Annotated in this window: 24 protein-coding genes and 3 pseudogenes; 21 read left to right on the top strand and 6 right to left on the bottom strand. The window is 58.6% G+C overall.

What is annotated here, in order from left to right; all coding sequences use genetic code 11:
• The first annotated feature begins 4 nt into the window (after positions 1-4).
• Positions 5-1003, top strand: a complete 999-nt coding sequence (locus tag BMI88_RS12650; RefSeq protein WP_078549222.1) for a peptidase U32 family protein — start codon at positions 5-7, stop codon at positions 1001-1003.
• Entirely contained in the window at positions 994-1920 is a 927-nt protein-coding gene (locus BMI88_RS12645) for a U32 family peptidase (RefSeq protein WP_078549220.1), read from the top strand. Before BMI88_RS12650 ends, BMI88_RS12645 begins: the two co-directional genes overlap by 10 nt.
• Positions 1921-2037: 117 nt before the next feature.
• On the opposite strand, the gene BMI88_RS12640 is transcribed toward BMI88_RS12645, so the two are convergent.
• Positions 2038-3387: a hypothetical protein gene (locus BMI88_RS12640; RefSeq protein ID WP_078549217.1), complete on the bottom strand. Its 1350-nt coding sequence runs from the start codon at positions 3385-3387 to the stop codon at positions 2038-2040.
• Between the two features lie 645 nt (positions 3388-4032).
• Here BMI88_RS12640 and BMI88_RS12635 point away from each other — a divergent pair.
• A complete protein-coding gene (locus tag BMI88_RS12635; RefSeq protein ID WP_078549215.1) occupies positions 4033-4629 on the top strand; it encodes a hypothetical protein in 597 nt (198 codons plus the stop codon).
• Positions 4590-6353 (top strand): ankyrin repeat domain-containing protein, encoded by a 1764-nt coding sequence (locus BMI88_RS12630; protein WP_146673565.1) that lies wholly within the window; start codon positions 4590-4592, stop codon positions 6351-6353. Before BMI88_RS12635 ends, BMI88_RS12630 begins: the two co-directional genes overlap by 40 nt.
• A 283-nt stretch (positions 6354-6636) precedes the next feature.
• Here the strand turns inward: BMI88_RS12630 and BMI88_RS12625 are convergent, their stop codons facing one another.
• A complete protein-coding gene (locus BMI88_RS12625) occupies positions 6637-7107 on the bottom strand; it encodes a nuclear transport factor 2 family protein (RefSeq protein ID WP_210402030.1) in 471 nt (156 codons plus the stop codon).
• A 576-nt stretch (positions 7108-7683) separates the two neighbouring features.
• Between BMI88_RS12625 and BMI88_RS19620 the strand changes: the two genes are divergently transcribed.
• The 4 genes from BMI88_RS19620 to BMI88_RS12595 all read left to right on the top strand — a co-directional run bounded on the left by BMI88_RS19620 (position 7684) and on the right by BMI88_RS12595 (position 12030).
• A complete protein-coding gene (locus BMI88_RS19620) occupies positions 7684-8691 on the top strand; it encodes a hypothetical protein (protein ID WP_146673564.1) in 1008 nt (335 codons plus the stop codon).
• Positions 8692-9794: 1103 nt separating this feature from the next.
• Complete coding sequence (locus BMI88_RS12610; RefSeq protein WP_078549208.1) at positions 9795-10760, top strand: calcium/sodium antiporter; 966 nt, start codon at positions 9795-9797, stop codon at positions 10758-10760.
• A 538-nt stretch (positions 10761-11298) separates the two neighbouring features.
• Positions 11299-11718, top strand: coding sequence for an Rrf2 family transcriptional regulator (locus BMI88_RS12600; protein WP_078523320.1), 420 nt, complete (start codon positions 11299-11301; stop codon positions 11716-11718).
• A 12-nt stretch (positions 11719-11730) separates the two neighbouring features.
• Positions 11731-12030 (top strand): DUF6522 family protein, encoded by a 300-nt coding sequence (locus BMI88_RS12595; RefSeq protein WP_078549204.1) that lies wholly within the window; start codon positions 11731-11733, stop codon positions 12028-12030.
• A 136-nt stretch (positions 12031-12166) separates the two neighbouring features.
• Here the strand turns inward: BMI88_RS12595 and hemN are convergent, their stop codons facing one another.
• Positions 12167-13522 carry an oxygen-independent coproporphyrinogen III oxidase gene (gene hemN / locus BMI88_RS12590; protein ID WP_078549202.1) on the bottom strand — a complete coding sequence of 452 codons (1356 nt, stop codon included), beginning with the start codon at positions 13520-13522 and terminating at the stop codon, positions 12167-12169.
• Positions 13523-13771: 249 nt separating this feature from the next.
• Between hemN and BMI88_RS12585 the strand changes: the two genes are divergently transcribed.
• The 7 genes from BMI88_RS12585 (at position 13772) to BMI88_RS12560 (ending at position 17917) form a co-directional block, all read left to right on the top strand.
• On the top strand, positions 13772-14326 hold the full coding sequence (locus BMI88_RS12585) for a cytochrome c oxidase subunit 3 (RefSeq protein WP_078549200.1): 555 nt from the start codon (positions 13772-13774) through the stop codon (positions 14324-14326).
• Positions 14327-14442: 116 nt separating this feature from the next.
• On the top strand, positions 14443-14592 hold the full coding sequence (locus BMI88_RS19780; RefSeq protein WP_166504583.1) for a hypothetical protein: 150 nt from the start codon (positions 14443-14445) through the stop codon (positions 14590-14592).
• A gap of 591 nt (positions 14593-15183) precedes the next feature.
• On the top strand, positions 15184-15660 hold the full coding sequence (locus BMI88_RS12580; RefSeq protein WP_240497849.1) for a group III truncated hemoglobin: 477 nt from the start codon (positions 15184-15186) through the stop codon (positions 15658-15660).
• 15 nt (positions 15661-15675) lie between these two features.
• Entirely contained in the window at positions 15676-16161 is a 486-nt protein-coding gene (locus tag BMI88_RS12575; RefSeq protein ID WP_078549198.1) for a hemerythrin domain-containing protein, read from the top strand.
• Entirely contained in the window at positions 16154-16498 is a 345-nt protein-coding gene (locus tag BMI88_RS12570) for a carboxymuconolactone decarboxylase family protein (RefSeq protein ID WP_078549195.1), read from the top strand. The genes BMI88_RS12575 and BMI88_RS12570 overlap by 8 nt, the downstream gene beginning before the upstream one ends.
• A complete protein-coding gene (locus BMI88_RS12565) occupies positions 16498-16887 on the top strand; it encodes a DUF488 family protein (RefSeq protein ID WP_078523314.1) in 390 nt (129 codons plus the stop codon). Before BMI88_RS12570 ends, BMI88_RS12565 begins: the two co-directional genes overlap by 1 nt.
• Before the next feature lie 16 nt (positions 16888-16903).
• The gene (locus tag BMI88_RS12560) at positions 16904-17917 is read left to right on the top strand and encodes a nitronate monooxygenase (RefSeq protein WP_075777504.1); all 1014 of its coding nucleotides are present in this window, start codon (positions 16904-16906) and stop codon (positions 17915-17917) included.
• 358 nt (positions 17918-18275) lie between these two features.
• Here the strand turns inward: BMI88_RS12560 and BMI88_RS12555 are convergent, their stop codons facing one another.
• Entirely contained in the window at positions 18276-19118 is an 843-nt protein-coding gene (locus BMI88_RS12555) for a LysR family transcriptional regulator (RefSeq protein ID WP_078523313.1), read from the bottom strand.
• Between the two features lie 404 nt (positions 19119-19522).
• Here BMI88_RS12555 and BMI88_RS19610 point away from each other — a divergent pair, with 404 nt between their 5' ends.
• Positions 19523-19798 carry a hypothetical protein gene (locus BMI88_RS19610; protein WP_078523312.1) on the top strand — a complete coding sequence of 92 codons (276 nt, stop codon included), beginning with the start codon at positions 19523-19525 and terminating at the stop codon, positions 19796-19798.
• A 431-nt stretch (positions 19799-20229) separates the two neighbouring features.
• On the opposite strand, the pseudogene BMI88_RS19925 reads toward BMI88_RS19610, so the two are convergent.
• A pseudogene (locus BMI88_RS19925) lies at positions 20230-20475 on the bottom strand (transposase); the annotation flags it as partial.
• Positions 20476-20552: 77 nt separating this feature from the next.
• Between BMI88_RS19925 and BMI88_RS12540 the strand changes: the two are divergent.
• From BMI88_RS12540 to BMI88_RS12520, 5 genes and pseudogenes are all read left to right on the top strand, one after another.
• Positions 20553-20981, top strand: a complete 429-nt coding sequence (locus BMI88_RS12540) for a PACE efflux transporter (RefSeq protein WP_078549189.1) — start codon at positions 20553-20555, stop codon at positions 20979-20981.
• 2 nt (positions 20982-20983) lie between these two features.
• Complete coding sequence (locus tag BMI88_RS12535) at positions 20984-21631, top strand: 5-formyltetrahydrofolate cyclo-ligase (RefSeq protein ID WP_078523308.1); 648 nt, start codon at positions 20984-20986, stop codon at positions 21629-21631.
• An 80-nt stretch (positions 21632-21711) separates the two neighbouring features.
• Positions 21712-22095, top strand: coding sequence for a hypothetical protein (locus tag BMI88_RS12530; protein WP_078549187.1), 384 nt, complete (start codon positions 21712-21714; stop codon positions 22093-22095).
• Positions 22096-22652: 557 nt separating this feature from the next.
• Positions 22653-23678 (top strand): CBS domain-containing protein, encoded by a 1026-nt coding sequence (locus BMI88_RS12525; protein WP_078549184.1) that lies wholly within the window; start codon positions 22653-22655, stop codon positions 23676-23678.
• 212 nt (positions 23679-23890) lie between these two features.
• Positions 23891-24079 (top strand): annotated as a pseudogene (locus tag BMI88_RS12520) (IS5/IS1182 family transposase); the annotation flags it as partial.
• 73 nt (positions 24080-24152) lie between these two features.
• Here the strand turns inward: BMI88_RS12520 and BMI88_RS12515 are convergent.
• A pseudogene (locus BMI88_RS12515) lies at positions 24153-24797 on the bottom strand (DDE-type integrase/transposase/recombinase); the annotation flags it as partial.
• Positions 24798-24858 lie beyond the last annotated feature (61 nt).

Below are 24858 nucleotides of genomic sequence, written 5' to 3'. Positions count from 1 at the left end.
TCCCATGAGCCTCGCCGAACTGATCTGCCCGGCCGGCACACCCGCCGCCCTGCGCACCGCCGTCGATGCCGGCGCCGATGCGGTTTACTGCGGCTTTCAGGATGCCACCAACGCACGCAACTTTCCCGGACTGAATTTCACCCCGGACGAACTGGCCGCTTCGGTCGCCTACGCGCATGACAAGGGCACCAAGGTGTTGCTCGCTTTGAACACCTACCCGCCTGCGGGCAAGGTCGATCTTTGGCGACAAGCCGCTGATACAGGCGCGCTGCTTGGGGTCGATGCTTTCATCGTCGCGGATATGGGCGTGGCAGACTATATCGCGCGCACCCATCCCGGTGTTCGTCTGCACCTGTCAGTTCAGGCCGCCGCCTCCAGTCCCGAGGCGATCCGGTATTATTGCGAGAATTTCGCGGTGAAACGCGTCGTGCTGCCGCGCATCCTGACGATCCCCGAGATCCGTGAAATCCGCAAGGAAATTCCCTGTGAGATCGAGACCTTCATCTTCGGTAATCACGGGCTGATGGTCGAAGGACGGTGCAGCCTGACCAACTACCTCACCGGGCAATCGACCAACATGGACGGGGTGTGCTCTCCGGCCTCGGACGTGGAATACAAGCGCCACACGGATGGCTCTATGTCCTCGCAACTCGCGGGTTTCACTATCGACTGCTTCGGGGCAGACGAAAAGGCAGGCTACCCGACAATCTGCAAGGGGCGCTATACGGCGCCGCACCGCTCCGAGCCATATTATGCCTTCGAGGAGCCGATCAGCCTGAACCTTTCCCGGCTGCTTCCCGACCTGATCGACGCCGGTGTTCACGCTTTTAAGATCGAAGGTCGCCAGCGATCGAAGAGCTATGTCCGAGGTGTGGTGTCGGCCTTCCGGCAGGCCGTTGATGACATCCGCGCGGGTCGAGAGGCGAATATTGCCGATCTGGTCGCCCTGACCGAGGGCCAGAAACAGACCCAGGGCGCGTTCGAGACAAAGAAATGGCGGTAAACGACATGACGAAACTGACCCTGGGCCCCATCGCCTATCACTGGTCCACCCAGACGCGGCGCGACTTCTACGCTCGTGTCGCCGACGAGGCGCCGATTGACGAGGTCTATCTGGGCGAGGTCATCTGCTCGAAGCGCGCGCCGTTTCACGAGGCCGATCTGCCTGCCACGATCGAACGGCTGGAACGCGGTGGCAAGACGGTGATCCTGTCGTCGCTGGCCGAGGTGATGTTGAAACGCGAACGCAAGGCGACAGCCGATCTGGCCGCCATGGAAGCGCCAGAGATCGAGATCAATAACGCGGCGGGCCTGTTTGCACGAGGCAAGCGCCCGCACCGCATCGGTCCGTTCATGAACGCCTATAATGAGGCGACCATCGCCTGGATGGCGGGCCGGGGTGCGACGCATGTCTGCCTGCCGACCGAAATGCCTGCCCCGGCGATTGCTGCGGCCGCTGCGGCGGCGCGCGAGCTTGGGCTGGGGGTGGAAGTGCAGGTGTTTGGCCGTGCTTCGCTTGCGGTGTCCGCACGATGCTACCATGCGCGCGCCCATGGCCGGACCAAGGATAACTGCCAATTCGTGTGCGAAGAGGACGCGGACGGCATGCCCTTACGCACCACAGACGACCGCCCGATCCTTCGCGTGAACGGTATTCAGACCCAGTCGGAAAGCTACATCGGCCTGTTGCCCGAAGCTGGACAGATGATCGTAAACGGCGTCACCCATTTTCGGCTGATGCCACAGGCGGTGGATATGGTTGCGGTGGCTACGACGTTCCGCAACGTTCTGGATGGCACCCACAGCTTGATCGACGGTGAACAAGCGTTGCGCAAACTTTGCGACGGGATTTCGTTCTCCAACGGGTTCTATCACGGTCAAGCGGGGTATCGGCGCATTGCCGCTGCCGCGGCAAACTAATCGCGACAAGGGCGCGATAGCTAATTTCGGACTTTCGAGATTCAGGGACCTGGCCGTAGACCTTTGCATTTCTAAACTCGCCGCGGCGACGAAGGGAACGCTTTCTTACGCCTTGCTTTACGGTAGTGAACCGGCATCGCCGAGATCAGTTGGTTCGAGTTCTCCCGGGTCCGGCGCAGCGCGCGACTTCACTGGTTTTGGTGGAGGCGCCTGCCATGCTTTTAGATTTGCTCCCACAAGATCGTAAAACTCTGGAACGATACGCTCAATGTCTTCGATAACAGTCCTTCGGCCTCCGAAACGCTTTCCGAGCCCTTCGATCATCAATATCTCAAATCCATGGGGAACGAGGTCCAAATTGTCGGTCTGAATTAGTTCCGGTTCTTCGCGTAGGAGCGAAATGGGCTTCATGGTTGGAGGGCAACGGCCCGGCCAAAGAGCGCGAACAAAAATCCGCTCGTCATTTTGGGGAAGCATCCTCAGCAGCCAATTGAGCCGCGCCTTTGTTGACTTTCGATCAGTCGGCGCTTTGACAGTCATCGAAACTGACACGGTTTTGCGCGCAATATCTGCACAGAGGTCGATATCTGATGCGCAATCTGGAACCCGGAGCTTCGAGGTCAGCATATGCGTTTCGACGATCGAGCTTATTTGCTCCTTCAATCTTGCTGCAGGATCTTCCCGGAGTTTGCGTTCAACGATGCTGTCAACGCGTGTCCCTACATGGCTCGACATGTGTAGGCATAGGTCGCGTTCTTCGGCGATCCAACTCGCGGCAGACGCTTCAACCTCAGAAGACGATTTCTTCAGCTTTTCGTCATTCGCGACCGATTGGACGATGTCTTTCCATTGAGCTGCCATTTGTGTGAAGCGTTCAACGCCCGTAGCTGGATGAGCCAAGAAGTCATTGAGCTGCGCCAAGAGATAGGACTGTTCAGTATCATCGACAGCGTTCTGATAGCCGAGAATTTCGCAGATCGTGGCAAGCCAGGTCCAGGACCAGTGAAAAAGTGAAACCCTGCGCAGAAGTGTCTTCGGGAGATTCACAGGGGAATGATCCGCCCGCGATACAAACTGATTTGAGACAGTAATAACCGCGTCGATCCCTTGGGCCCGAGCAATCTCGACGTAACGTTGCACCTGCTCGACATCGAGATCGTTTTTGCCGATTTTCGCCTCGATCAAAGCAGACCATCGCGTGCGTCCGGTGTCGATTACAATCAATCCGTCGGGCCGGCAGTTCGCAAAATCTTTTTCCCGAAAAACTACTTCCGTGAAGGCTTGGACCTTGGTGCGTTTCCCAACGCGCACGCCGGTTGAAGCTAAGACTTCCTGCGCCAGCGCGGGGATTTGCGTCATCACAGCGAGGAATATCGAGGCCACACGTTTTTCCTTACTCGTTTCGGCAAGGACCGGGAATAAACGTGCCTCATCACCGCTTGAGAGGAAATCAGGTAATTCTTTCATCACTAGCTCTCCGAGAAATGTATTCAAAGGCTAGCAACTCGAAATCGAACCGTCTACTTTCCTGATTTTCAGGCAGTGGGCTGGCGATTGTGGGCTTTCCAAACTGTTCTAGATTAGAATTTCGGATCGAGGAGTGGCCATCCGCTGCACACGGCAGCGATGGCGACTATCTGCTGTGAGCAGCCTCTGGGTCAATAGGGGGCGGAAAGTGTGAATTCGCCGCGCCTACGAACGCACACTGCCAAACACATGAAAGCGGCCATTCAGGGCTCAGGTTCGACGGAACGCCCTGCTGCACCAGCCGCCAAGATCAGCAATGCGCAGGGAGCGGAACCAAGCATGTGACTGCGCGAAAAGGCAATCCGTTTAGAACCGATCTCGCAACTGTATCGTCAACCTGCGTGAGGGCCACGAGGGGCGGAGATATGGGTGTTTCAGTCAGCAGATCTGAAGCGCTGGCCATATTTTCGACGACATTAACCAGGAAGAGGAAGCACTGATGTCCAAAGATCGCCCCGACAACGGCCCATCCACAACCGGCAATCCCTCGGGTGGAGGGCGCGGCAACAATCCGCCTCGCACAAAGTAAATCGCAGCGCAGGTCGGTAGTTCGACCTGCGCATCCGCAGAAGATCTGAAACCGCTATGAACAAAGTTCCCAACGCCGCGCAATTCATCCTGACAGTGGCGTCACTTTTCCATTCCGCTGGATGGCAGGCGGTGGAGCGCAGGCGGTTCGCAACCTACGGGTTGCGGATTGAAACTCAACAGGACAAAGTTGTCGAATTGATTGACAACCTGCGTGTGGCCTTGTCGCTGTCCGGTGAGGAGCCAGTTTGGCAGGATGCCGTGCATCAGCTCTCTGCCTTCGCCTCTACATTCGACACCTACGCTCTTCAAGTTGCCACACATGGTGCGCCGAAGCGGCAGGTGATGTGGGCTATCGGAACCGATGCAGCAGGCGCACTCGGAAGGACATGGGGATTTTGGTGTCTGGATGAGAAATTCGTGCCGGATCTCCCCGGCGGCGACTTGTGGTTCCTGCCCAAACCCAGCCACGACGAGCCTGAACGGTTGGTATTGCCCGTGGAGGTCATCGCACGGTGGTGGGCCAATCTGCTGGATGGGCCGCGGGAGAACATCTGGGCTGATCTCTATCTTGAAAATGGTGAAGCACTGGAGGCGCACAGAACCTTCCAGCCTTGGGTCACGGGAAAAACACTCCTGACATCAAAAGCATAGAGCGCCTTTTTAATGACGCGCAGGTCTTTGCCTATAAATCCGACGTTATGGCGCCGCCCAGCACCCAAACGGTGCGGCGCCTGATGCTCTTTGCGCGCAGCCTTGAACAGGGTTGGAAGGATCTGGTCGCAGTCCTCACGCCAGGCGTCTCTCCGCACGACCCGGACCCTATGCGAAACAAGGCGTTGCAGCTGGCCGAGTTGTTTCGCCTGGCATTCCTGTTCACCTTCGCCGCCGGCAAAGGAAACACCAAGGTCTCTGATGGCCTTTTCAAGCAGGCCATACCAGAATGGCTACAGCAAGGACCGTTCAAATCCATTCTCCCCAAACCAACAGGCCAATTGCCACGTGCCGAAGAGGTCGCCGCCACTCTGACAGAGCGGCTTCGTCTTATGGATCCTGACGCTGAACTGCCGGATATTTTTGGGGACAGCCGCATGATTTCAGCAGCATCCGCTCGACGGGAATGCACAATGGCGCAGGTCCGCACAGAGCTAAGAACGCTCTTGCAAACAGGATATGACGCCTGGCATTCTCGGTCGCGCCACCGTGCCATAGAGGTGCGAAGAATACTCTCACAACTGCACAAGCATCCGCACGCACATCAGGTCAAGGCTGACATCCACTACCTTGCCGCGCTGGACGCCCTCGCACGTGGTGACCTTGATGATGCTGCAGTGCATCTCAACGATGGCCTGGCAGCCTGCGCCGCTGGAAGCTTCGGGCCGGTTGAGCCTGTACTTGCAAGGCTCAGCTTCGGCTTTCAGGTCAGCGCGGCACCATTCAGCAGAAACGAGACCGAGAAGTATTTTCGCATTTTCTCGCGCTGCTTGGCTCCGGACGAGGCAGAGCGTTGGTTCCTCGGGCGGGCGCCGCTGGAATACTCCATGCGATTGGCTGCAGTTGAGGCCGCCGAGGATTTTCCACGGTCCTGCCGTCCGTATCCAGGAAACGCGCGGAGCCACCCCATTCAGGAATCCGCAAGAATATTTAAAGAGCTTGTTCCTCTCATGCTCTCAGGTGCGGACGACAATGCAATTCGCGTGTGCAAGAAAAAGCACAAGCGTGCATTGAAGGCAAAGCTTCGGGATGTGCGCGGGGACACGGTGTTTACGATGCTGACGAAAATGATGCCGAATTTGATTGGCGGCATGCAGGATATGATCCCACTCGATTACATGCGCGGCCCCAATAATCTACCAACCGCTGCAGAGATGTCGGACCGACTGCGCCAAACCTACCTGCGTATCGCCAGACAACTTCCTGTGGATCATCTTTCGGCTCAGGACTACCTCGGACAAACGGCGCTCATGCTGGCCAGCGACCAGAAGGATAAAGAGCTGATGGCCTTACTCCTCGAGCGCGGGGTTGAGACTGATCAGCAAGACAGGCTTGGGCGTACAGCCCTGCATTCTTCCATTCGATCTGGTTCATATTCCTGCTTCGAGCTGTTGCTCGAACACGGTGCAAACCCAAATATCCAAACCTGCGAGGGCAAGACACCTCTTGTCATGGCAGCGGAATTTGGTCGGGCGCGGTTCGCTGAACGGCTATTGTCTGATGAGAGCCTCAAACTGGAAGGTCGCGAACTGGATGAGGCGCACACTCTCGCAGATCGCAACAGCAGGAATTATGCATACGTTCTGGCTGCGTATCGCGAAAAGGGGGTCGAGCTGGATAGCCGAGAGAAATTCGCCAATGTCATTGATCAGCTCAAGGAGTGACCCGAGAGGGCGAATTGAAACCGGAAAATGATGAATCCCGTCGAAACCATACTGAGCGTTCGAGATGGCTTCTACTCAGATTTCGAATGTGGGTGGGGCGTGACTGGAAAAAATGGAATGCCATATTTTAGTGGCCTCAAGGGACTGAGAGCAGTCATCTGCGGGCCCCTCAGGTGCCATTCCGATCAAGTATCGCGTGCTGCACCGCCGCAAGTCGGCTTCGAGCCCATTTCCGCCATTGAGGCCCGAGCGCATCCATTCACACTCGGGCCACGCGGTTTGCTTACGTGCGTCTGAGATTGTCGAAGTCCTGCCGAAGCGGGGCGGTGTCATAGATGATCGTCAGTTTCTCGAACCGATCTCGCGCGTCGTTCAGTTCAAACACATCAACACATTCAAACGACACCAGCTTACCGTCAGCCAAGGTCCATTCGTATCGGAAGTGAAGGGCAACCGATTTCGACATTTCAGACGTGTCGAACACATTCAGTAACGAGGTTTCTGATCTGTTCGTATCTTTGAAAAGATCGGCATAGAAATCAAAGGCATCTAGCACCCCATAGAGCGGGGATACAACCTTCGCGTTGTCGCTGAAGAGGGCGCGCACCTCCGCGAGATTCCCCTCGTTCAGGGCTTTTAGATAGTCGATGCAAAGCTGTTTGGTCGTCATTTTAGCTCCATTGAAAGAGCCGCGACCGGGGATGTCCGAAGAAGCAAACCGCCCAATCACGGCGGTTTGGATCAGCAACACCATCCACCGCCTCAGGAGCGGCGGTAATAGGTGCCTTGAGCAAGCTGGATGTGCTGACTGATCATGAAGGCCTGATATCGCTGGCGGCGCGAGAAGGCAATGCGTGTTCGACCAAATGGCCGCTTTGTCCGCACTGCCGACCTTCGCCCTCCCGAAATGCTGCAAGTTGGACGAACGGCCGGTTTGGCGAAGGTGCGCCGCAGCTCGAGCGAAGATCGTAGATGGCAGCTTCGGGCCGTTCACTGCGCCAACTCAAGCCCATGGTTGCGGCAATGGCTTCGCGACAGCCAGCTTTTACTCAGGCTCGATACGCGCGCATAGAAACGCCGTTCTGCTGACAGCAGTCATGGAGATAACCTGTCCGAGGCGGTGGTGCGTGCGGGGTCGTGTCGCACTGCCTCAAGTCGGCTTGGAGACCGAAGCGACGGTTCGTCTTTCAAAGATCGTCGCCCCTGATGGCCTCAACGCCGCAAGTCCATCGTGGAAATATTAGCGCCTGAAACCGGCGGAAGTATTGACTTGCGATCGGTAGACAGCCTGACGCAGTCTGATTGCAACGGCTCACGGAGGGAGCGCACCTTGAACTCATCTAATATTGGTCTTGCCTCAACGTATTTTCTCGATGACGTGCCTGGCGCCGCTATTCCTGGAAGTCGCCTTCACGCCGTTCTTCAAAGGGTTGATACTTGCTCTCCGCTGACGGTCATTCAACAGCATTTTTTGCGAGAGCGCGGATACGAAGCGCTCCTTCAGTTTGCCAACGGCAAACTGGACAGGGAAGCTTTCCGTGAAAATTCACGGATTGAAAAGGAAAAACGTCTCAAAGCAAAGATTGCCGCCGAGCAGAAAGAAGCGGCAGAACGGCGGCGAAGAGATGAAGCAACAGAGCGAACGAATAACGTATTATTCGCGAAGAGGGAAAAACAGCTCGAGCGTCGCCGGTTTCGTGACATGTTCGGCCAAGGTTATATTGATCAAGCGCATTACGGGAAAGTCATGCGTATCCTCCGATCGGTCGCAGATGGAAATCCGATCGACACAGATGACCTTCTTTGGCTGGGCTCCACTGGCTTGGACTACTGGACCGAAGAGCTGCGCAAAGCCCACCACTGCAACAAAGCAAAAGTCTTTACCGAAGCATGGCATCAGACCGGCGATGTTTGGCAGGCCATCAATGCATGTGCGCATTGGAGGAAAGCCGATTGTGCCGAAGCAGGACTGACCATTGCTGAGCAGGCGTTCAGTCGTATCACTGATGAGAAAACGCGCTCGGCGGCCCTTACGACACGAGGCGGCGCGCAACGTGATCTCCAGCGTTACGATGAAGCAAAGCGGTCCGGTGGAGAGGCTCACGACCTGACACCAACTGACTTTCGCCCCTGCACGCTACTTGGTGCAGTCCACATGGAAATGGGAGACCTCACAGCCGGCGCCGACTGGTATGCGAAGGCGGAAGCCTTGGGCGCCGATCAGGAATCGATTGATCGAGAGATTCGGTCGATCCTTGCAGCTGCATCGCGAGGGGAACGCGAGCGTATGAAAGTGGCGCTCAAGTCACGATATCCACATCGCTACAGCTGGCTATAGCACGAGATTTCGAGAACGTTCGCTCTGTCCGCCCTCCGGACTCTGGCCGGTCGAAAATGCTGCGTGAGGGGACGAATGGCAGCTTCGGGGAAGCTGCACCGCGGCATGTGGCGCCTTTTTGAACGGCGGGAGAGGGCCGTTCACTGCTCCTAAACAGGAAGGGCGGAACGCGGTCGTTCGCTGCGCTTTACACCAATGTCTGCTACGCGAAGCAACGACGAAACGGGCTATCGAGGCGAAGATGCGGCGCACCAGCCAACTGAACGACGATATGAGGGCGCATGGCGGTGGTCCTGCAACGAGGGCACCGCCAGTATTTCTAAACGCAGCGCGGCAGCCTGTTTTCAAGCGCGCGCTGCCCTCGTTCGGCGCTGTGCAAAAGTAAAGGCCATTGAGGCTGCGACACACCCAACGACCTTTTCAACCCAACTCTCGATGAAAGGTTATATAATCAATTTAGAACAAAAACAGTCGGGAATCAATACGTCTCTGCGCTTACCTGTGCGCGGGGGCCAGCTGACCTGCCATGGGGATTTTCCTCCACCATCGATTAGAGTCCGACCCAACTTTGATCCGCTCTCCAGTGCGCTCCCCGCGCTCGAACACATCGGACGCGCCTTCGAGCAGGGCCCGTTTCAATTGATGGATCATCGTCAGATGCACCCCGAACCGGCTCGCCAGCTCGGCCGCTGTCTCTTCACCCTTCAGGCTTCCAGCGCGACCTTTGCACTGAACTCGGTCGCGTGCTGCGTGCGATTCGACATCTCTGCCCCCCTTCTCGGCGAAGATCAGCAGACCGCAAATCGTAGCTTATTTCAGTGTCCGAATTTCGGGGCGGCTCCGACTTGTATCAACATGTCCGAGTTACGCGTTCCGAGAACCACGATTGTCGGCCCACGTTGGGAGTGTTTTCTGAAAGAGCTGACGAGGAGGCCAAGCTCAGAAATAGTCGAAAGACAGACTGCCGGTTAAAGGCACTTTGGCGGAATACCGACCGGTCCGCGCCTGAGCGTGCGGCCTCCCTATTCTTTTCCTATATCTGGCGCACTAAGTCATGCCGATGCGTCTTCTTAGGCGAGTCCAACTATTGGACAGAAATAGAAATGTTGCATGACCTCCTCCTCGTGGCTGCCGGCCTTGTTCTCCTTTTTGTCGGCGGCGAAGGGCTCGTGCGTGGCTCGGTCGCAATTGCCGAGCGCCTCGGCATATCTAAGCTTCTAATCGGTCTGATCATTGTCGGTTTCGGCACGTCGACACCGGAACTGCTTGTTTCCGTGAACGCAGCCATAGACGGCGCGCCTGAGATTGCTTTGGGTAACGTCGTAGGCTCGAACATCGCGAACATTCTGCTCATTGTCGGCGTGGCAGCAGTTATCACACCGATCCTCGGCTGGGCGCGAACAGCTGTGCGCGAGGCGCTGGTCGCAACACTTGTTTCGCTGGCGACCTACGCTCTTGCTCAGGGTGAAATCATCACTCGGATCGAAGGCATCGCAATGCTTCTCGTCCTCACGGGTTACCTCTCTTCCAGCTACTGGTTGGAAAGACGCAACCGCCGGGCAACGGCATTTCAACATGAAGCTGAGGAGTTCGAAGACATTCCGCTACCGCGACCTTGGCTTGCGCCGCTCTTGGTTATTGCTGGCATTGCCGCTCTGGTGTTCGGAGCGGACTTACTGGTCGAAGGGGCAGTAAACATCGCCCGCGAGTTCGGGGTGCCCGACGCGGTAATCGGTCTATCGCTCGTGGCCATAGGAACGTCGCTGCCCGAACTCGCCACCAGTATCGTCGCGGCGATCCGGCGCCACCCCGATGTGGTGCTCGGCAACGTTATCGGCTCGAATATCTTCAACATCCTCGCGATCCTCGGCGTCACGGTGGTGATCCAGCCGATCGAAATCAGCACGCGCTTCCGCGAGATCGATACCCCAGTCATGCTGGCGTCGTCTCTCATACTGCTGGGCTTGCTGTTCGCTACTAAGAAGATTGGTCGCGTGTGGGGTGCGCTGATGTTGGCCGCCTATGCCGCATATATGGTGCTCTTGTTTTCCAACGGTATTGCCAGCTAGCTTTTCTAACAGCGGGGCGTTCGTTCATCCAAGGCATTGGAACAGAGAGCGCCCGGTCAACGGCCGCGCTTCAAGGCGACGACGACGGTGCTCGACGTGAGCGAGACATTGCGTCTCTTCGTCAGCTTCTAGACGGTCGAGGCGGAGGACGACGTCTGCGATCCAGACCTCGCCAGACTGGCCGCGCGGCTCGCCCTGCTGCATTTCGAGCGCGCCCTCGACACCGGCGTCCCGGCCCCACTCACGGTGCTCGGCGACCGCGAGCGCGCCGTCTGCCTCGCCATCCCCTCTGATCGCAAATCCGAGGCAATCGCGGCCGAGCTCGGCATCGCCCCCTCCAGCGTGATCACCTGCCGCAAGCGCGCCGATGGCAAGCTGGACATCTCCTGCCGCGCAGGCTTGTTCGCAATTCGCGCGGGTTAGAACTACGGAACCGAGGATCGCGCCTCAATATGACCGACCTAACGCGAAGATCATTGCGTGATCGTGGCTAAATCTATAACAAGCATTTCTGATGCTTGTTTGTTGGAGGCACCATATGCGCCTGACCAGTTTCACAGATTTCGGACTCCGAGCGCTGATGCGGATGGCCAGCGCGCCGGAGCGTGCCTTCTCGACAGCCGAGATCGCCGAAGAGTTCGGTATCTCTCGCCACCACCTGAATAAAGTCATTCAGCGCCTGGCCCGGCACGGCTTCGTGACCACGCGGCGCGGGACCGGTGGCGGCGCAATGCTCGGCCGTCCCGCCCACGAGATCGTTCTGGGAGACCTCGTGCGGCTTCTCGAGCAGGACCAGGCCATTGTCGAATGTTTCTCTCCTGACGGCGCGTGCTGCATTACCCCCGTCTGCGGCCTGAAGGGCAGACTCCGCGCCGCAGAGACCGCGTTTTTGGCAGAACTCGATCGTTCGACGCTGGCAGACATCGCCTTGCCGGCCACTGTTCCATCTGCGGTCTGAAAGGAGATAGCGATGCGTAACGTGTCTTTCACCACTGACGGTTTCACGGTCGACGCAGAACTCGTTGGACGCGTCTTCGGCCTCCCACCAGCCGATGTTCTCGCGAAACTCCGCGACGGCGAGGTCACAAGCAGATGCGAGGCCGGTGTCGACGACGACGCCGGCCGATGGCGGCTGACCTTCTACTTTGGCGGTCGCGCTCTACGCCTCGTTGTCGATGAGAACGGCACGATCCTGTCACGCGGCACCTTTCCCTCACACGCACCCGTTGCGGCTCCGCGCGACCTCGAGACGACACATTCGAAGTCCTGACCAGCAATTTCCCGCGGGAAAGAAGCACGACGATCTGCCCCTCCCTCCCCCGCAAGCTCCGCTTCTTGTTGCCGGCGGCGAGTTGTCTAGCGTGACACCTTGCTGAAGGCGCGCTCCGCCATGAGACGCGCCTTGTTCAGGACGCGCGCGAATAGCGTATCCCTTCGGGCACATGCTGATCGAGAACCGAAGCGATCATCCGTGTTAACGGTCGACCTTCCGGTGCAATGCTGATGCGCTTTCCCGTCAGTCTTGCGAATGGCGCGAAGCGCGTGGCCATTTCCGTCAGGCAAGGCAGCAGCTTCTGGGCATTGGTGCCGAACTCCTGGCTCAAATCGTCAAGATCCACTGCGAACCGACACATCAACTCCTCGATCGCCCGAGCGCGCAGCTGGTCTTCGGGGCTTAACTGGTAGCCACGAGCGCCCGGAAAAACACCGGTTGCAATCCGCTGCTGATAAGCTGCGGTCGCGGGCGCATTCTGGACATAACCTTCCGAAAAGCGCGAAATCGACGATGCCCCGAGCCCTATGAGAGTGCTGCATGTGTCGGTCGTGTATCCTTGGAAATTGCGACGCAGCCGTCCGGCCTCGAGCGCCGCCGTCAGAGTGTCGCCGGGGCGCGCGAAATGGTCGATGCCGATAGCTGTGAGCCCGGCTGCAACAAACAGTTCTCCGGCGCGGGTGGCGAGGTGGTAGCGCGCCAAATCGTCCGGCAGCGCCTCTTCGTCGATCAGCTTTTGCCGTTTTGAAACCCAAGGCACATGCGCGTAACCAAAGAGCGCAACGCGGTCCGGCGTAAAGGTGAGAACCTTTTCGATCGTGTCTTCGATGCGCGCGAGGCTCTGGTGCGGGAGGCCATAGACCAGATCGGTGTTGAGAGAGGCGATGCCGGCTGCACGCAAGTCTTCGACGCACGCGCGTGTGGTTTCGAACGGTTGCAGGCGACCGATGGCTTTTTGGACTTCGGGATCGAAATCCTGAATGCCGATCGACGCGCGGTTCATGCCTTCGGAGGCGAGAGCTTCGATCTTCGCGCGATCGACCATGGTCGGGTCGATCTCCACCGAGAACTCGAACTCCTGGGCTGGTGGAAACACACGGCGTATCGATGCCGAGAGACGATGAATCAATTCCGGCGGCAGGATGGTAGGCGTTCCGCCACCCCAGTGAAGGCGGCCCATTTTCAGGCCGTTCGGTATGATGGCGCGCACCATATCGAGCTCTGCCTCGAGCGCCTCGATATAGCTTTCCACCGGGCCAAGGGTTTTCGTGCCTTGTGTGTGACAGGCGCAGAACCAGCATAGCCGCTCGCAAAATGGGATGTGCATGTAGACTGACACAGGCTCGCTCGGGTCCAACCGTTCGAGCGCATGGCGTTGAAAGGACGCGCCTGTGTCGGGCGCAAAGGCCGCCGCAGTTGGGTAGGACGTGTAACGCGGCACGCGCGCATCGAAGAGGCCAAGCGCCCGAAGTGTTTCTGTGTGTTCCATGCCCTCTTATCAGACAGACAGAATCGGGCTTCTTTGCTGTGGCTCAAACTAAATGTGCGACGACGCAGCCGGTGACCGCACAGGTCCCCTCGTTCGACCGTGAAAGTGACAGAAGGGCATCGAGTCGCCTTGTGTGTGCCAATTGGTATTTACAATGCGCATTAAAATAGTGCAGGAGAGATCATGGCGACGAAGATTGAAGCCGATTGAGTCGTGACGGGCCGAAGGCTCTTGCAAAGGTCTTGTTGAATGACGGATCAAACCCGAACTGCATTGGACGATTTGCCCGGCGATCTTTTGATGTGGGTTCTCATTATCAGCGAATTGCTGGTTTTCGGTGCGGGGTTGATCGTTTTCTTTTCGGTGCGGATCACTGATCCGACGGGCTTTGCCGAAGCGCAGAATGCGCTGAACCGGACTGCCGCTGCGACGAACACGATCATCTTGCTGACGAGCGGCTTTTTCGCTGCCCTGGCACTGAATCTGAGGCAATCGCGCAGGCGTGGCGGCGCACGCGTTTCTCTTGTGTGTGCCGCTTTGCTCGGCGCGGCATTTCTCGGGATCAAGGGCGCCGAATTCGCGTCCAAGGCCGCGCAAGGCATTGTCTGGGACACGCATCCTTTCTTCAATTTCTATTTCCTGCTGACCGGATTTCACGCCGCGCATGTCGCAGCCGGCGTCATCCTGTTGCTGCTGGTGGCGTGGCGCGATCATGTGGGAAATATCGAGGATGCGACCGCGTTCTGGCACATGGTCGATCTGATCTGGGTGTTGCTCTTTCCAGTGGTCTATCTCCTGCAATGACACGCCGGTCCCTCTATATCGCCCTCGGCACGCTTGTTCTCCTCACCCTTGGCTCGTCCTTGCTTTCATTCTCGGGGGTCTGGGCCAAGTGGCCAGGGGCGGCAGCGGTGGTCGTGATGGCACTTGCCTGGCAAAAGGCGCGGATCATCCTCGGAAAATATCTGGGATTGGTGCAGGCGCCCGCTTGGCAGCGCGGCTTCGATGTGGCGCTGACAGGCGTGTGCCTCCTGTTGCTGGTGCTCTATCTCGCGCCACTGGGGCTATAGGGAACCCGCTGGTCTGTTCGGTAACGACCATCGAACCTGCATTTGCAACGCTCGCCTGATGCGCTCTGCTCCTCGAACAACCTGATGTGAGCCGGTCCGAATGGACAACCCCCGTTGCGCGAATTTCGCGACGAGAGGTGCGGGCATCAGGCCGTCGCTGCCATGGCGATCCGACGATACCCAGCTTCGCCGTGATAGAAGCCGTTACTTAGTCCGACCTCCCCGCATAGGGTGGCAAGGCGCGCAAGTAATTCAAATGTTCATTGTGAGCCGCGACAATTCGCCCCACCTCTTCCGCCGATAACGGCCTGCGCGTGTTGATGCGCCACGCAGGAAGCCCAGACCAAACCTTCGCCAGGGACGAGGTGCTGAAGGGTTTCGTGTCTTCTGGCTACGGTCCGAAAACGTAACCCCTGCACCCTCTTGAGCATCAAGGATTCAGCCGAGGGCGTGCGGTCGGGAAGACCAGATTCGCGGACGCTTGCCATCCGGCTCGAAATGCTCCGCCCGTAATTTGCGAGAATGCGAAGTTCATGGGCATCCTACACTCACCGCAATAGGTATTTACAATGCTTATTTTGTGGAGATAGCATGAGCCTCAAGTTCAAATTCTCGGGGGATCCCATGTCACCTGCTGATCGACAGATCATATCCGCGCGCCCCGAAACGACCGCTGCGATCATGGCGCAAACGGGTTTGGACGAGGATAAACTGACCCAGTTGGTGCATCGTTTCTACGACAAGGTGCGTGCTGATGCGGTTCTCGGGCCGATCTTCGCCTCCAGGATTTCCGACTGGGCGCCGCATTTGCAGCGGATGGTGGAGTTCTGGTCTTCGGTCGCACTCATGACCGGTCGTTTTCACGGCGCCCCGATGCAGGTCCATGCGTCCTTGCCAGTGGAATGGGATCATTTCGAACGGTGGCTGATGCTGTTCCGCGAGACCGCAACCGAGACCTGTCCCCCCGAGGGGGCCGCCCATCTCATCGAACGCGCCGAGCGGATCGCGCGCTCGCTGCATATGGCGGTCGAGAACGCCACGCCCCGAACCGTCCCCTCTTTGCTCTGACCAAAGGATACCAACATGACGAGACCGCTACCCCCGCAAGATTCCGCCAACCTCACCCGCTACATCGAGGCAGAGTATCACGCCAAGCATCGCACTCAATTGCCTGAACTGGCGGCGCTCTCGGAAAAGGTGGAAACCGTCCATGCCGGGCAAGCAGATGTCCCTGCAGGGCTGTCCGCGCTACTGCACCGGATGATCGGCGAGCTCGAAGTCCACATGAAGAAGGAGGAGCTGGTTTTGTTTCCCGCCATTCGCAACGCGGCACCGAGGCTGGACGGGCCGATCGCTGCGATGCGCGCGGATCACGACGACCATGAGGCGGAGGTCGGACAGATCCGGCAATTGACAAACGATCTCACATTGCCGGACGGTGCATGCCAAAGCTGGACGCGGCTCTATGCCGGGGTCGGTGAATTTCTTGAAGACCTGGCAGCCCATATTCGGCTGGAAAACGACGTGTTATTCCCGCAATTCGAAACCCAAGGCGCAGGCCATGTCTGAGATGTATCTTCCCAACCCAACTAAGGATCTCTTCGAGCGGCGTCATGCCTTGGCGCCGAAGACCGAGGACGCCTTCCGCGCATTTTCGAAAGCGGTGTTCACTGAAGGGGCGCTCGATGCGCGCAGCAAGCACCTTATCGCCGTGGCCGTCGCGCACGTAACGCAGTGCCCATGGTGCATCGAGAGCCATGTCAAAGCCGCCCGGCGTGCGGGCGCCTCGGACGAACAGGTCATGGAAGCGATTTGGGTCGCCGCGGAAATGCGCGCCGGCGCCTCTTGGACCCATGCTCTGAAAGCAGTTGAGATGATCGGCGACACGGACAAGCCGGACAGCTGATGCCGTCAGCAAGCCCCCCCACCTCCGAAGCTCCTGGCGAGCTTATCCGCGTCAAGCGGATCTATCGCGCGGCACGCGTGTCAGATGGCAAGCGGATATTGGTCGATCGTCTCTGGCCGCGCGGCATGGCGAAGGACCGCGCCAGACTGTTTCACTGGTGCAAGGAGATCGCGCCGAGCGACGAATTGCGGCGCTGGTTCCACGAGCACCCTGATAGGTGGCAGGAGTTCACCACGCGTTATGAGGCGGAACTTGCCGCTCATGACGATTTGGTCCGCGAGCTCGCCGGATATGCACGCGAGAACGTCGTTACGCTACTTTATGCTTCAAAGGACGAGGCACATAATAACGCCGTCGTGTTACGCGATTACCTGCGCCAATGGTTATAGAACGGGAGGAGCAAGCATGACGGACCAGCCAATAAACCCGCTGCACACACCGCTTTGCGACCTGCTGGGGTGCGCCCAGCCAGTTCTGCTGGCCGGGATGGGCGGCGTTTCCCGCTGGGAACTGGCCGCCGCCGTGGCCAATGCGGGCGGTTACGGGATTTTGGGCATGGTGCGCGAAGACCCAGCCCTGATCGCCGCAGAGGTTACTGCGCTGCGGGACGCGACTGACCGACCTTTTGCCGTCAACTTGATCCCCGCGGCGACCGAACCAGCGCTGCTCGATGCGCAGATCGCCTGCTGTCTCGATCTTGGCGTGCCGGCCTTCAGCTTTTTCTGGGACGTGATGCCTGACGTGGTGGCCCGCGTGAAACGTGCCGGTTGCCTTGTTCTGCATCAGGTCGGCACGGTCGAGGCCGCGCGGATCGCCGAAGAGGCCGGAGCGGATGTGATCATCGCGCAGGGCGTCGAGGCGGGCGGTCACGTGCATGGACGACACCCGGCTTTCGGGCTGGCCGAGCAAATCCTTGCGCAGACCGACCTGCCGGTCGTCGTCTCCGGAGGGATCGCAACGGGCGAGGGCCTCGCCGCCGCGTTGACCATCGGCGCCGATGGCGTGCAATGCGGCACGGCCTTTCTGGCGACCGAGGAATCCTTCGCTCATCCCTATCACAAATCCCGAATCACGGAGGCCACCGGCGACCACACGGTTCTGACCGATGTTTTCGTTCTGAATTGGCCCAAGGGCGCTGCGGTGCGGGTGATCGCCAATAGCGTGACCGAGAGCCTGGACGGACATTACCTCGGCCACGACCCTGACAGTCTTCCGCGCGAGGCCATCGCCCGCGACGGCGAGCAGCCGCGCCTGCGCTTCAGCACGGATTCGCCGCTGCGAACCACGACCGGCGACTTGGAGGCGATGGCACTCTATGCGGGTCAGGGTGTGGGTGCGCTCAACGATGTCCCCACGGCCGCTGCACGTCTGGACGGCATGGTCGCGCAGGCCCGTCATCTCCTGGAACACCCGTTTTGACGTGCTTTTAAGTCGAAGCCGTGAACGACGAATTCAAGAGCTCAGCTGCCAAGGTTGCTTTTGCTCACCACCTCGCTTTGCGCGCCGGTCAGAGAACTGGCGCGACTGCTTCCCGCGTGGATGGTCGTCTAACGATCAGTTATGGACCCTCGGTCGCGGCATGAAGCCTCTGACAGACATACTCGGTTCGATCGACCAAAGGGCGGACGAAACCTTGCCGGAAGGAGTTTTTTCGATCCCGCGAAAGCACTACGCAGCGAGCCCGAACGCGAGGTGACCGATCGGGAATGTTCCAGCAGGATACCGAACGCGAGCGACAGGCCGCTGGGAAAGGACAAGAGCGGAAATTGATCGCAGATCAAGGCGCCACAAGGCCAACCATCAAACTCTGGACCATCGGATCAACAAGCGCTTTGTTGCGATCCTCGCGGATCACGATCCACGCCGGCAATTCGAACACTGGCGCACCGGGCACCGGGAACAGGGCGCCGCTATCGATCTGGTGTTCGACCAGACGCCGGGGAAAATAGCCGCTGCCGCCATTGAGCTTGAGATATTGAAGGCCGAGCCAGGCGATGTTGGCCGAGAGTGCAGGACCGGGAAACTCCGGAAAGCCAGCGCGGAACTGATTGTCGAATTCCGGGCCCCACTCGACATGGATATAGCCGTCAGGCTGCATGCTAGCGGTCGGTTCGGTAGAGACGAGCACCAGCTGTTCAGTAAGCAATGGCAGGAGCTCGAGCATCGGACGGCGCTGCGGGGTGAACATGACTCCGATATCCATCCGCCCGTCGACCAGCGCCTGCATCAGTTCAGGCTCGAAGCCGATTTCGGAATGAAACGAAACTCGGGGATGGGTCCGCTGGATATTGGCGAACCATTTCATCATCAGCCCTTCCCACAGGCCGAAGCGCGCACCGATGACGACACGCGCGCGGAATTGTCCAGGAAGGCCGACGTCGTGCCGCGCGCGTTCGAGGGCTCGCACCATCTGCGCTGCATGCTTCAGGAACCGGCCACCGCCCGCAGTCAGCGCCGCGCCGGCCTTGTTGCGAGTGAAAAGCCTGGTGCCCAACTGATCTTCGAGTGCTCGGATACGAGCGCTCACGGTTGACTGGGTGACGTGAAGCCTTTCGGCGGCCGCTACGAAGCTGCCGGTATCGGCGACGGCAAGGAAAGTTCGGGCATGTTCGATGTTCATGGATCCCCCATGTATCGCATTTACGAATATCATATCGCATTTATATTTGCTTTCCCAATATTATGAATCGCGCAATACTTGAAGTCCGCGCTTCCCGCGGACGACCGGAAGATGACCGGCATATGGATTAAACGAGCTTACCGGGCCGCAGGGTTTCCGGCAGTCAACAGCGTCTCTTGGATCGCGTCTGGCCGCAAAGCGTGGCGTGGGAGAAGCTGCCGGGGTCAGAAGCTCCGAAAACCGCGGAGCCTGGAACTCCGCCGCAGGCTCCGACACGCCGCGGGCCGGTGGGCAACCTCGAAGCCGCGCATTGGGCAGAATTCGGCGCCCGCCCGACCCGCGCTATAGATCTATGCGACTGACGTTGCGCTGAAAGAGTATCTCGAAAGGAGGTTCGCAAGGCCATGAGAAACAGCGATTTGAACGGAGCGAACAGCGTGACGGGGAGCGATCCCGCCGCGCCGAAGGAGGAGAGCTATGACGAGCGAAGGCCGTGCCCGACCCCGGGAGAATGTCGGCTCATGGCTGGGCTCGGGCTTTCGTTGGCCGGCATTACCCTCATCACCTTCGGCGACACGGGCATTGCGGGGCCATGGGCGCACAGCGTTGGGGTCAGCGCGCTGACCACCGGCCTGCTGCTGTGGGGAGCGGGTGCCATTCGACGCACGCTCGAACTGTGAGGCCGGCTCCCACTCGAGGCACCGCGCACATCGTCCGCTGTGCTGACCGCATCAGCAAACAGCCGTTTGAGAGATCCCAGCGTGATGGAAGACAACGATGGCCGCGGCATCGGGATGCTCTCGTCTCCGCACTCATTCGCGGTGGAGTTCGCAGTGGATTAGCTCGGCCCGCCGATGGTTAGTCGCGAATAGCCGCGTGCATCGCGGCGCGTCGACCGAAGATCATGACAACGAAACAGTGGACCAGAGGGACATGGAAAATGGAATGAGTTTCGAAATGGTGATCGGTTGGCTTTTCGGCCTTCTTATTCTGGTGTTGGTGGTTTTGACCATAGCAGCGCTGATCAAGTGTCTACAGAAATAGCGAAAGAAGAGGCCAGTAGCCCCCAAAGCAGCATCGGCACGGTCTCGGCACAGGGCAGCACGGTCTAGGTCTTGATCCGGCGGCGGAATTCGTCGTTCAGGCGTTTGATGGCGTTTGCGGTCTTGGCCGATTTCCATTGCGACGGGTCGAGCCTGCTGAAGGTGAAGAGGCGCTCGCCAGCTTCCTTGAGGCTGTCCTCCGCTGCCCTGCACTTGAGTTGCACAAGATCGGCGAGGGCCGCACCGAGAGGTTGGACATCGTGACCGCGCGACGTGCGCCCATGCTTGAAAAGCGGACGCACGGGTCCCACCATAAGGCTTCCCGGGGATGACCTCGCCCAATCACAAGCTCTGCACGCTGGACCGCCTGACCCACGATTGAACATTTTCCATGCGCAGCACCCCAGACCGTATCCGCCAAGCCGTGAGCTTTGAAATCATCGGCCTCCTCATCGTAACGCCGCTTTTCGCCTGGGCTTTCGATCATCCGATGGAGGAAATGGGCGTGCTGGTCGTGCTTGGCGCAACAGCGGCTACTGCCTGGAACTATCTTTTCAACCTGGCCTTCGATCATCTCCTGCTCTGGCGTCGTGGCGATGTCCGTAAGACTATGCCAATTCGGATCTCTCACGCGGTGCTTTTCGAGGTGACGCTGCTTACCCTGCTTCTGCCGGTTTTCGCATGGTGGCTCGACGCTTTCCTGCTGACCATTGTCGTGATGGAACTGTCCTTTGCAGGCTTCTACCTCGTCTACGCCTTCGTTTTCACTTGGGGATACGATACGATCTTTCCGCCTCAGAAACGTAAGCGGATGGCATAGATATGGATGACGATGCTACCGGAGGAGCCCCCGCCTGCTTTGCCCATCTTCTGGTCGATGGGCACCTGGTCGATCCCGAGGCGGCACGCGATGTGGCGCGATTCAGACGGGCGGAGCGCGCTCGGCTTGTGGCCGCGCGGGCCTTGTCCGCAGAAGATCGAGAGCGCGCGACCGTCCGGCTGATTGACGGTCTCGACCGGACAGTTCCTCTCGATGCCCGCCTCACCGTGGCTGTTTATTGGCCGATCCGGGGCGAACCGGATCTGCGGGGCTGGATGGGCAAGGCACATGAGGCCGGGGCCGAAGTCCTGTTGCCCGTCGTCATCGAACGAGATGCGCCGCTCGAATTCCATACGTGGACCCCGGATTGCCGCATGGTGCGCGGCGTCTGGAACATCCCCGTGCCAGCCGCAGGCGAACCTCGCACGCCCGACCTCGTGATCGTCCCCCTTGTCGGTGTCGACACGACGCTTCATCGCCTCGGAAACGGGGGAGGCTATTACGACCGCACGCTCGCCCGTTTTGATAAGAAGCCGCGGATCGTTGGTATCGGCTTTTCAAACTGCGTCTTGCCCACCATCTACCCGATGCCTTGGGATGTGCCGATGGACGAAATTATTCTGTCGGATGGCACCCATTTGACGAGATAGTGCAGAGAGGAACTGTGTCGCTGCCTCGTCACGCTTCTATGTAAAGGTATCCGCCCAAGTTCAGCGCCAATGGTTGGCCGATGTTTTACTTCTTGAACCAGGCGGGGGTGACGAAGGCTCAAGCGATTGAAGCATTGAATGGAACCGTAGCAGTCTACGCGAATAGCAAAGCCAACGCCTTAGAGCGATTGAGAGGCCAACGAAGCGCGCTCAACGCTGCTGGAGGGCAAGCTGTGCCAATCCTCGCAAAGATGATCGACGGGGATTTTGCTGGTCTTTTTGAAGAGGAGGATGATCGCGCGATAGCCAGAGCCATTCAGGCGCTACCGGACGGGTTCGACAATTTTGAACCGGTGTATGACCTTCTTCTCAACGTGTTTGATAGCGCCGGAACTGATAGCGCGAAAAAGGGCGGTGTCTTTAGAGCCTTAGCACCTCTAGACGAGTTGGCGTTTTTGCCGTGAATCGCCGATGAATGAGCCACCTCCCCCGAGAAGGAAAGTTAGCAGGCAGCTGGACGGCTCCCAATAACCACAATCAGACCTGACCCATTCCCGCCGCTTTACGCCCAATCAGCTAACTCCGGCGGGCTTACTGGCAATAAGCTGGCCGGCTGAACTGGCCGCTGTGGGGCCTTCGCCTGCCGGACAATGCTGGACGTCGCCGCCAAATGCTGGTTCGGAGGCATTGCGCGGCAGCAATGGCTGTCGCGCGAATGTCCACAAAAGGCCGAAACCGACGAGCCAGGTTGTTCGGGGCGGGGAGCGGTCATTCGCGGCGCAGGGATCAAGGCCCGCAATGTGCAGAAAGAAAGCTTCTGCATAGCCAGGGCCGTCAGCAATAGGGTAGGGGTGCGGCCGGTCCCTAGCTGTCATTCTTTCTTTTGGATTTAATCAAGCCGTGGCATAAATTACCGCAATGGAATATCGAGGCCTCCGCCTCGTCCTCCACGTATGGGACTGCATAGAAGCGTCCGGGCAATTCACCGCGATCGGAACGGGATGATCGGAGGGGCACCAAATTGAACAAGGAGTTCGAAGAGGTCAAAGCCGACATCGGCGAAGGAAAGGAAGCTTCGACGACGGTCCGAGAGTTGCTTCGCTGGTTCGGTGCCCGCAGGCGCCGCACCGGCGTCGTCAAGAGAATACAAACCGAGTTGGATAATGCGGGTATCATAACCAGCCCAGATTTCACTAAGGTCTGGATTGACGCAGAAATAACGTTCAAGAAAGCGCCGGTTGCAGCGGCTGCTACCAAATCTACCGGTAGCGACCAAGGCGAGGATGGTGCAGCCTATGCCCCAAAAGAGGCAAACTTCCTCATCAGCATGCTCAAGGCGGCCAACTGCGGTGTGGTTTCGGTCAACCCGCAGGATACCGTCGAGAAGGCGATTACCCTGATGCTGGCGCACGATTTCTCGCAGCTGGCGGTCATGTCGAACGAGCACACGCTGAACGGTGCGATTAGCTGGAAGACGATCGGCAAGCGCTTGAGCCACGAGAATAATCTCGTCGAAGTGAGAGACGCCATGGAGACGGCCGTCGCTCTGGAAGAAAGCGAAGCGCTGTTCAAAGCTACGAAATTGATCATCGAGCACGAATTCGTCTTCGTCCGATCCTCAACCGACAAGAAGGTTACTGGCATCGTCACCGCGACAGATCTGAGCGAGCAATTTCAGTTTCTATCAGAGCCATTTCTCCTCATCGGACAGATTGAGAACCAGATCCGAAAACTGATGAATGGAAAGTTCACTACCCAGACTTTGCAGGAGGTCTGTGGCGACACGGACTCGGCGAGAAGGGAGCGAATTCAATCTGTCGTAGACCTAACGTTTGGTGAGTATCTTCGGATAATTCAGAAGCCAGAGAACTGGAAACTGCTCGACCTTCGCGTAGACAGGGGCGTATTTTGCGCTGAGCTGGATAAGGTCCGCGAAATCCGAAACGACGTGATGCACTTCGATCCGGACGGGATCGACGAAGAGCAATACGATCAGTTGAGACGGTTCTCAGGGCTGATGGACGAACTGGATGCCTTAGCGCAATAGATATAGGCATCCACCCGGATGTGCGTGGAACTGACCCATCGCGCGTCGCCAGGGCCGATGGACGATCCGTGATAGCGCTGCGGTGGCCTGCGAGCATCTGGAAAGAGCTGGTCGGGGCCTTCGACGCGCCCTGTTCGAATGGCAGCTTCGGGCCGAGGCTGTGTGGAAACTTAAGCCCATGGTATACTTTCGCAAGGCAGCGGGAGGCACGGATGGCGGGTTTCATCGACGGCATCGACCGGGAGCAAACCACGCTTTTCCCCGAGCGCGTCGACGATTGGATTAGTGAGGATCATCTGGTCCGTATCATCGACCTCCTCGTCGATGAGCTTGATCTTCGCGCGCTCGGGTTCGGACGTTGTGTGCCTGCTCGAACCGGTCGCCCGGGCTACCATCCATCCTGTCCGTCGTGAGATGATTTGGGACACGAGGGCCTGATCGAGAACGGAGGGCCTGGCTCGTTGTGGTTTCAGTTTATGCCGCGGTCTGGCGATGCAGCAAGCGGCGCTTCTCGATGGTTTTGGCTTTGATCTCCTTTCGTGTTTTCAGGATGGCTTCGGCCCTGCCGAGATAGACGTCGGCGGGCGCGAGGTTGCCCAGGCTCTCGTGGTAGCGGTGATGGTTGTAGTGGTCGATGAAGTCGCCGATCGCCTATTCCAGAGCGCCGGGCAGGTAATAGTTCTCGAGCAAGATGCGGTTCTTGAGGGTCTGGTGCCAGCGTTCGATCTTGCCCTGGGTCTGAGGGTGGCGGGGAGCACCCCGGACGTGATCCATGCCCTCGTCAGCAAGCCAGTCGGCCAGTTCCCCGGAGATGTAACTGCTGCCATTGTCGCTGAGCAGCCGGGGCCGGTTGGCAACTGTGGCCTGATTGCAGCCGGACGCGACCAGAGCATCTTCCAGTGTCGCGGTCACATCAGACGCCTTCATCGTCGTGCAGAGCCGCCAGGCGATGACGTAGCGGCTGTAGTCGTCGAGGATGGTCGAGAGGTAGAACCAGCCCCAGCCGATGACCTTCAGGTAGGTGAAGTCGGTCTGCCAGAGCTGGTTCGGTCGGACCGTCTTCTCGTGGAACTCCTCTGCCGCCTTGATCACCACGAAGGCCGGGCTGGTGATTAGGTCATCTGTTCGTTTTCTTCCGGCACCCGTTGCACCAGCCATTGGATGCAAGTTGGCATCCGAT

The sequence above is a fragment of the Thioclava sp. F36-6 genome (assembly GCF_002020305.1).
GTDB classification, from domain to species: Bacteria; Pseudomonadota; Alphaproteobacteria; order Rhodobacterales; family Rhodobacteraceae; genus Thioclava; species Thioclava sediminum.
The sequence above is the reverse complement of the archived record's forward strand: the minus strand, read 5'-3'. Positions and strand labels throughout refer to the sequence as shown.

Coding starts and splice junctions, on each gene's coding strand:
- BMI88_RS12650 (WP_078549222.1), top strand. CDS start 5: ATGAGCCTCGCCGAACTGATCTGCCCGGCCGGCACACCCGCCGCCCTG.
- BMI88_RS12645 (WP_078549220.1), top strand. CDS start 994: ATGGCGGTAAACGACATGACGAAACTGACCCTGGGCCCCATCGCCTAT.
- BMI88_RS12640 (WP_078549217.1), bottom strand. CDS start 3,387: ATGAAAGAATTACCTGATTTCCTCTCAAGCGGTGATGAGGCACGTTTA.
- BMI88_RS12635 (WP_078549215.1), top strand. CDS start 4,033: ATGAACAAAGTTCCCAACGCCGCGCAATTCATCCTGACAGTGGCGTCA.
- BMI88_RS12625 (WP_210402030.1), bottom strand. CDS start 7,107: ATGGTGTTGCTGATCCAAACCGCCGTGATTGGGCGGTTTGCTTCTTCG.
- BMI88_RS12610 (WP_078549208.1), top strand. CDS start 9,795: ATGTTGCATGACCTCCTCCTCGTGGCTGCCGGCCTTGTTCTCCTTTTT.
- BMI88_RS12600 (WP_078523320.1), top strand. CDS start 11,299: ATGCGCCTGACCAGTTTCACAGATTTCGGACTCCGAGCGCTGATGCGG.
- BMI88_RS12595 (WP_078549204.1), top strand. CDS start 11,731: ATGCGTAACGTGTCTTTCACCACTGACGGTTTCACGGTCGACGCAGAA.
- hemN (WP_078549202.1), bottom strand. CDS start 13,522: ATGGAACACACAGAAACACTTCGGGCGCTTGGCCTCTTCGATGCGCGC.
- BMI88_RS12585 (WP_078549200.1), top strand. CDS start 13,772: ATGACGGATCAAACCCGAACTGCATTGGACGATTTGCCCGGCGATCTT.
- BMI88_RS19780 (WP_166504583.1), top strand. CDS start 14,443: ATGGCACTTGCCTGGCAAAAGGCGCGGATCATCCTCGGAAAATATCTG.
- BMI88_RS12580 (WP_240497849.1), top strand. CDS start 15,184: ATGAGCCTCAAGTTCAAATTCTCGGGGGATCCCATGTCACCTGCTGAT.
- BMI88_RS12575 (WP_078549198.1), top strand. CDS start 15,676: ATGACGAGACCGCTACCCCCGCAAGATTCCGCCAACCTCACCCGCTAC.
- BMI88_RS12570 (WP_078549195.1), top strand. CDS start 16,154: ATGTCTGAGATGTATCTTCCCAACCCAACTAAGGATCTCTTCGAGCGG.
- BMI88_RS12565 (WP_078523314.1), top strand. CDS start 16,498: ATGCCGTCAGCAAGCCCCCCCACCTCCGAAGCTCCTGGCGAGCTTATC.
- BMI88_RS12560 (WP_075777504.1), top strand. CDS start 16,904: ATGACGGACCAGCCAATAAACCCGCTGCACACACCGCTTTGCGACCTG.
- BMI88_RS12555 (WP_078523313.1), bottom strand. CDS start 19,118: ATGAACATCGAACATGCCCGAACTTTCCTTGCCGTCGCCGATACCGGC.
- BMI88_RS19610 (WP_078523312.1), top strand. CDS start 19,523: ATGAGAAACAGCGATTTGAACGGAGCGAACAGCGTGACGGGGAGCGAT.
- BMI88_RS12540 (WP_078549189.1), top strand. CDS start 20,553: ATGCGCAGCACCCCAGACCGTATCCGCCAAGCCGTGAGCTTTGAAATC.
- BMI88_RS12535 (WP_078523308.1), top strand. CDS start 20,984: ATGGATGACGATGCTACCGGAGGAGCCCCCGCCTGCTTTGCCCATCTT.
- BMI88_RS12530 (WP_078549187.1), top strand. CDS start 21,712: ATGTTTTACTTCTTGAACCAGGCGGGGGTGACGAAGGCTCAAGCGATT.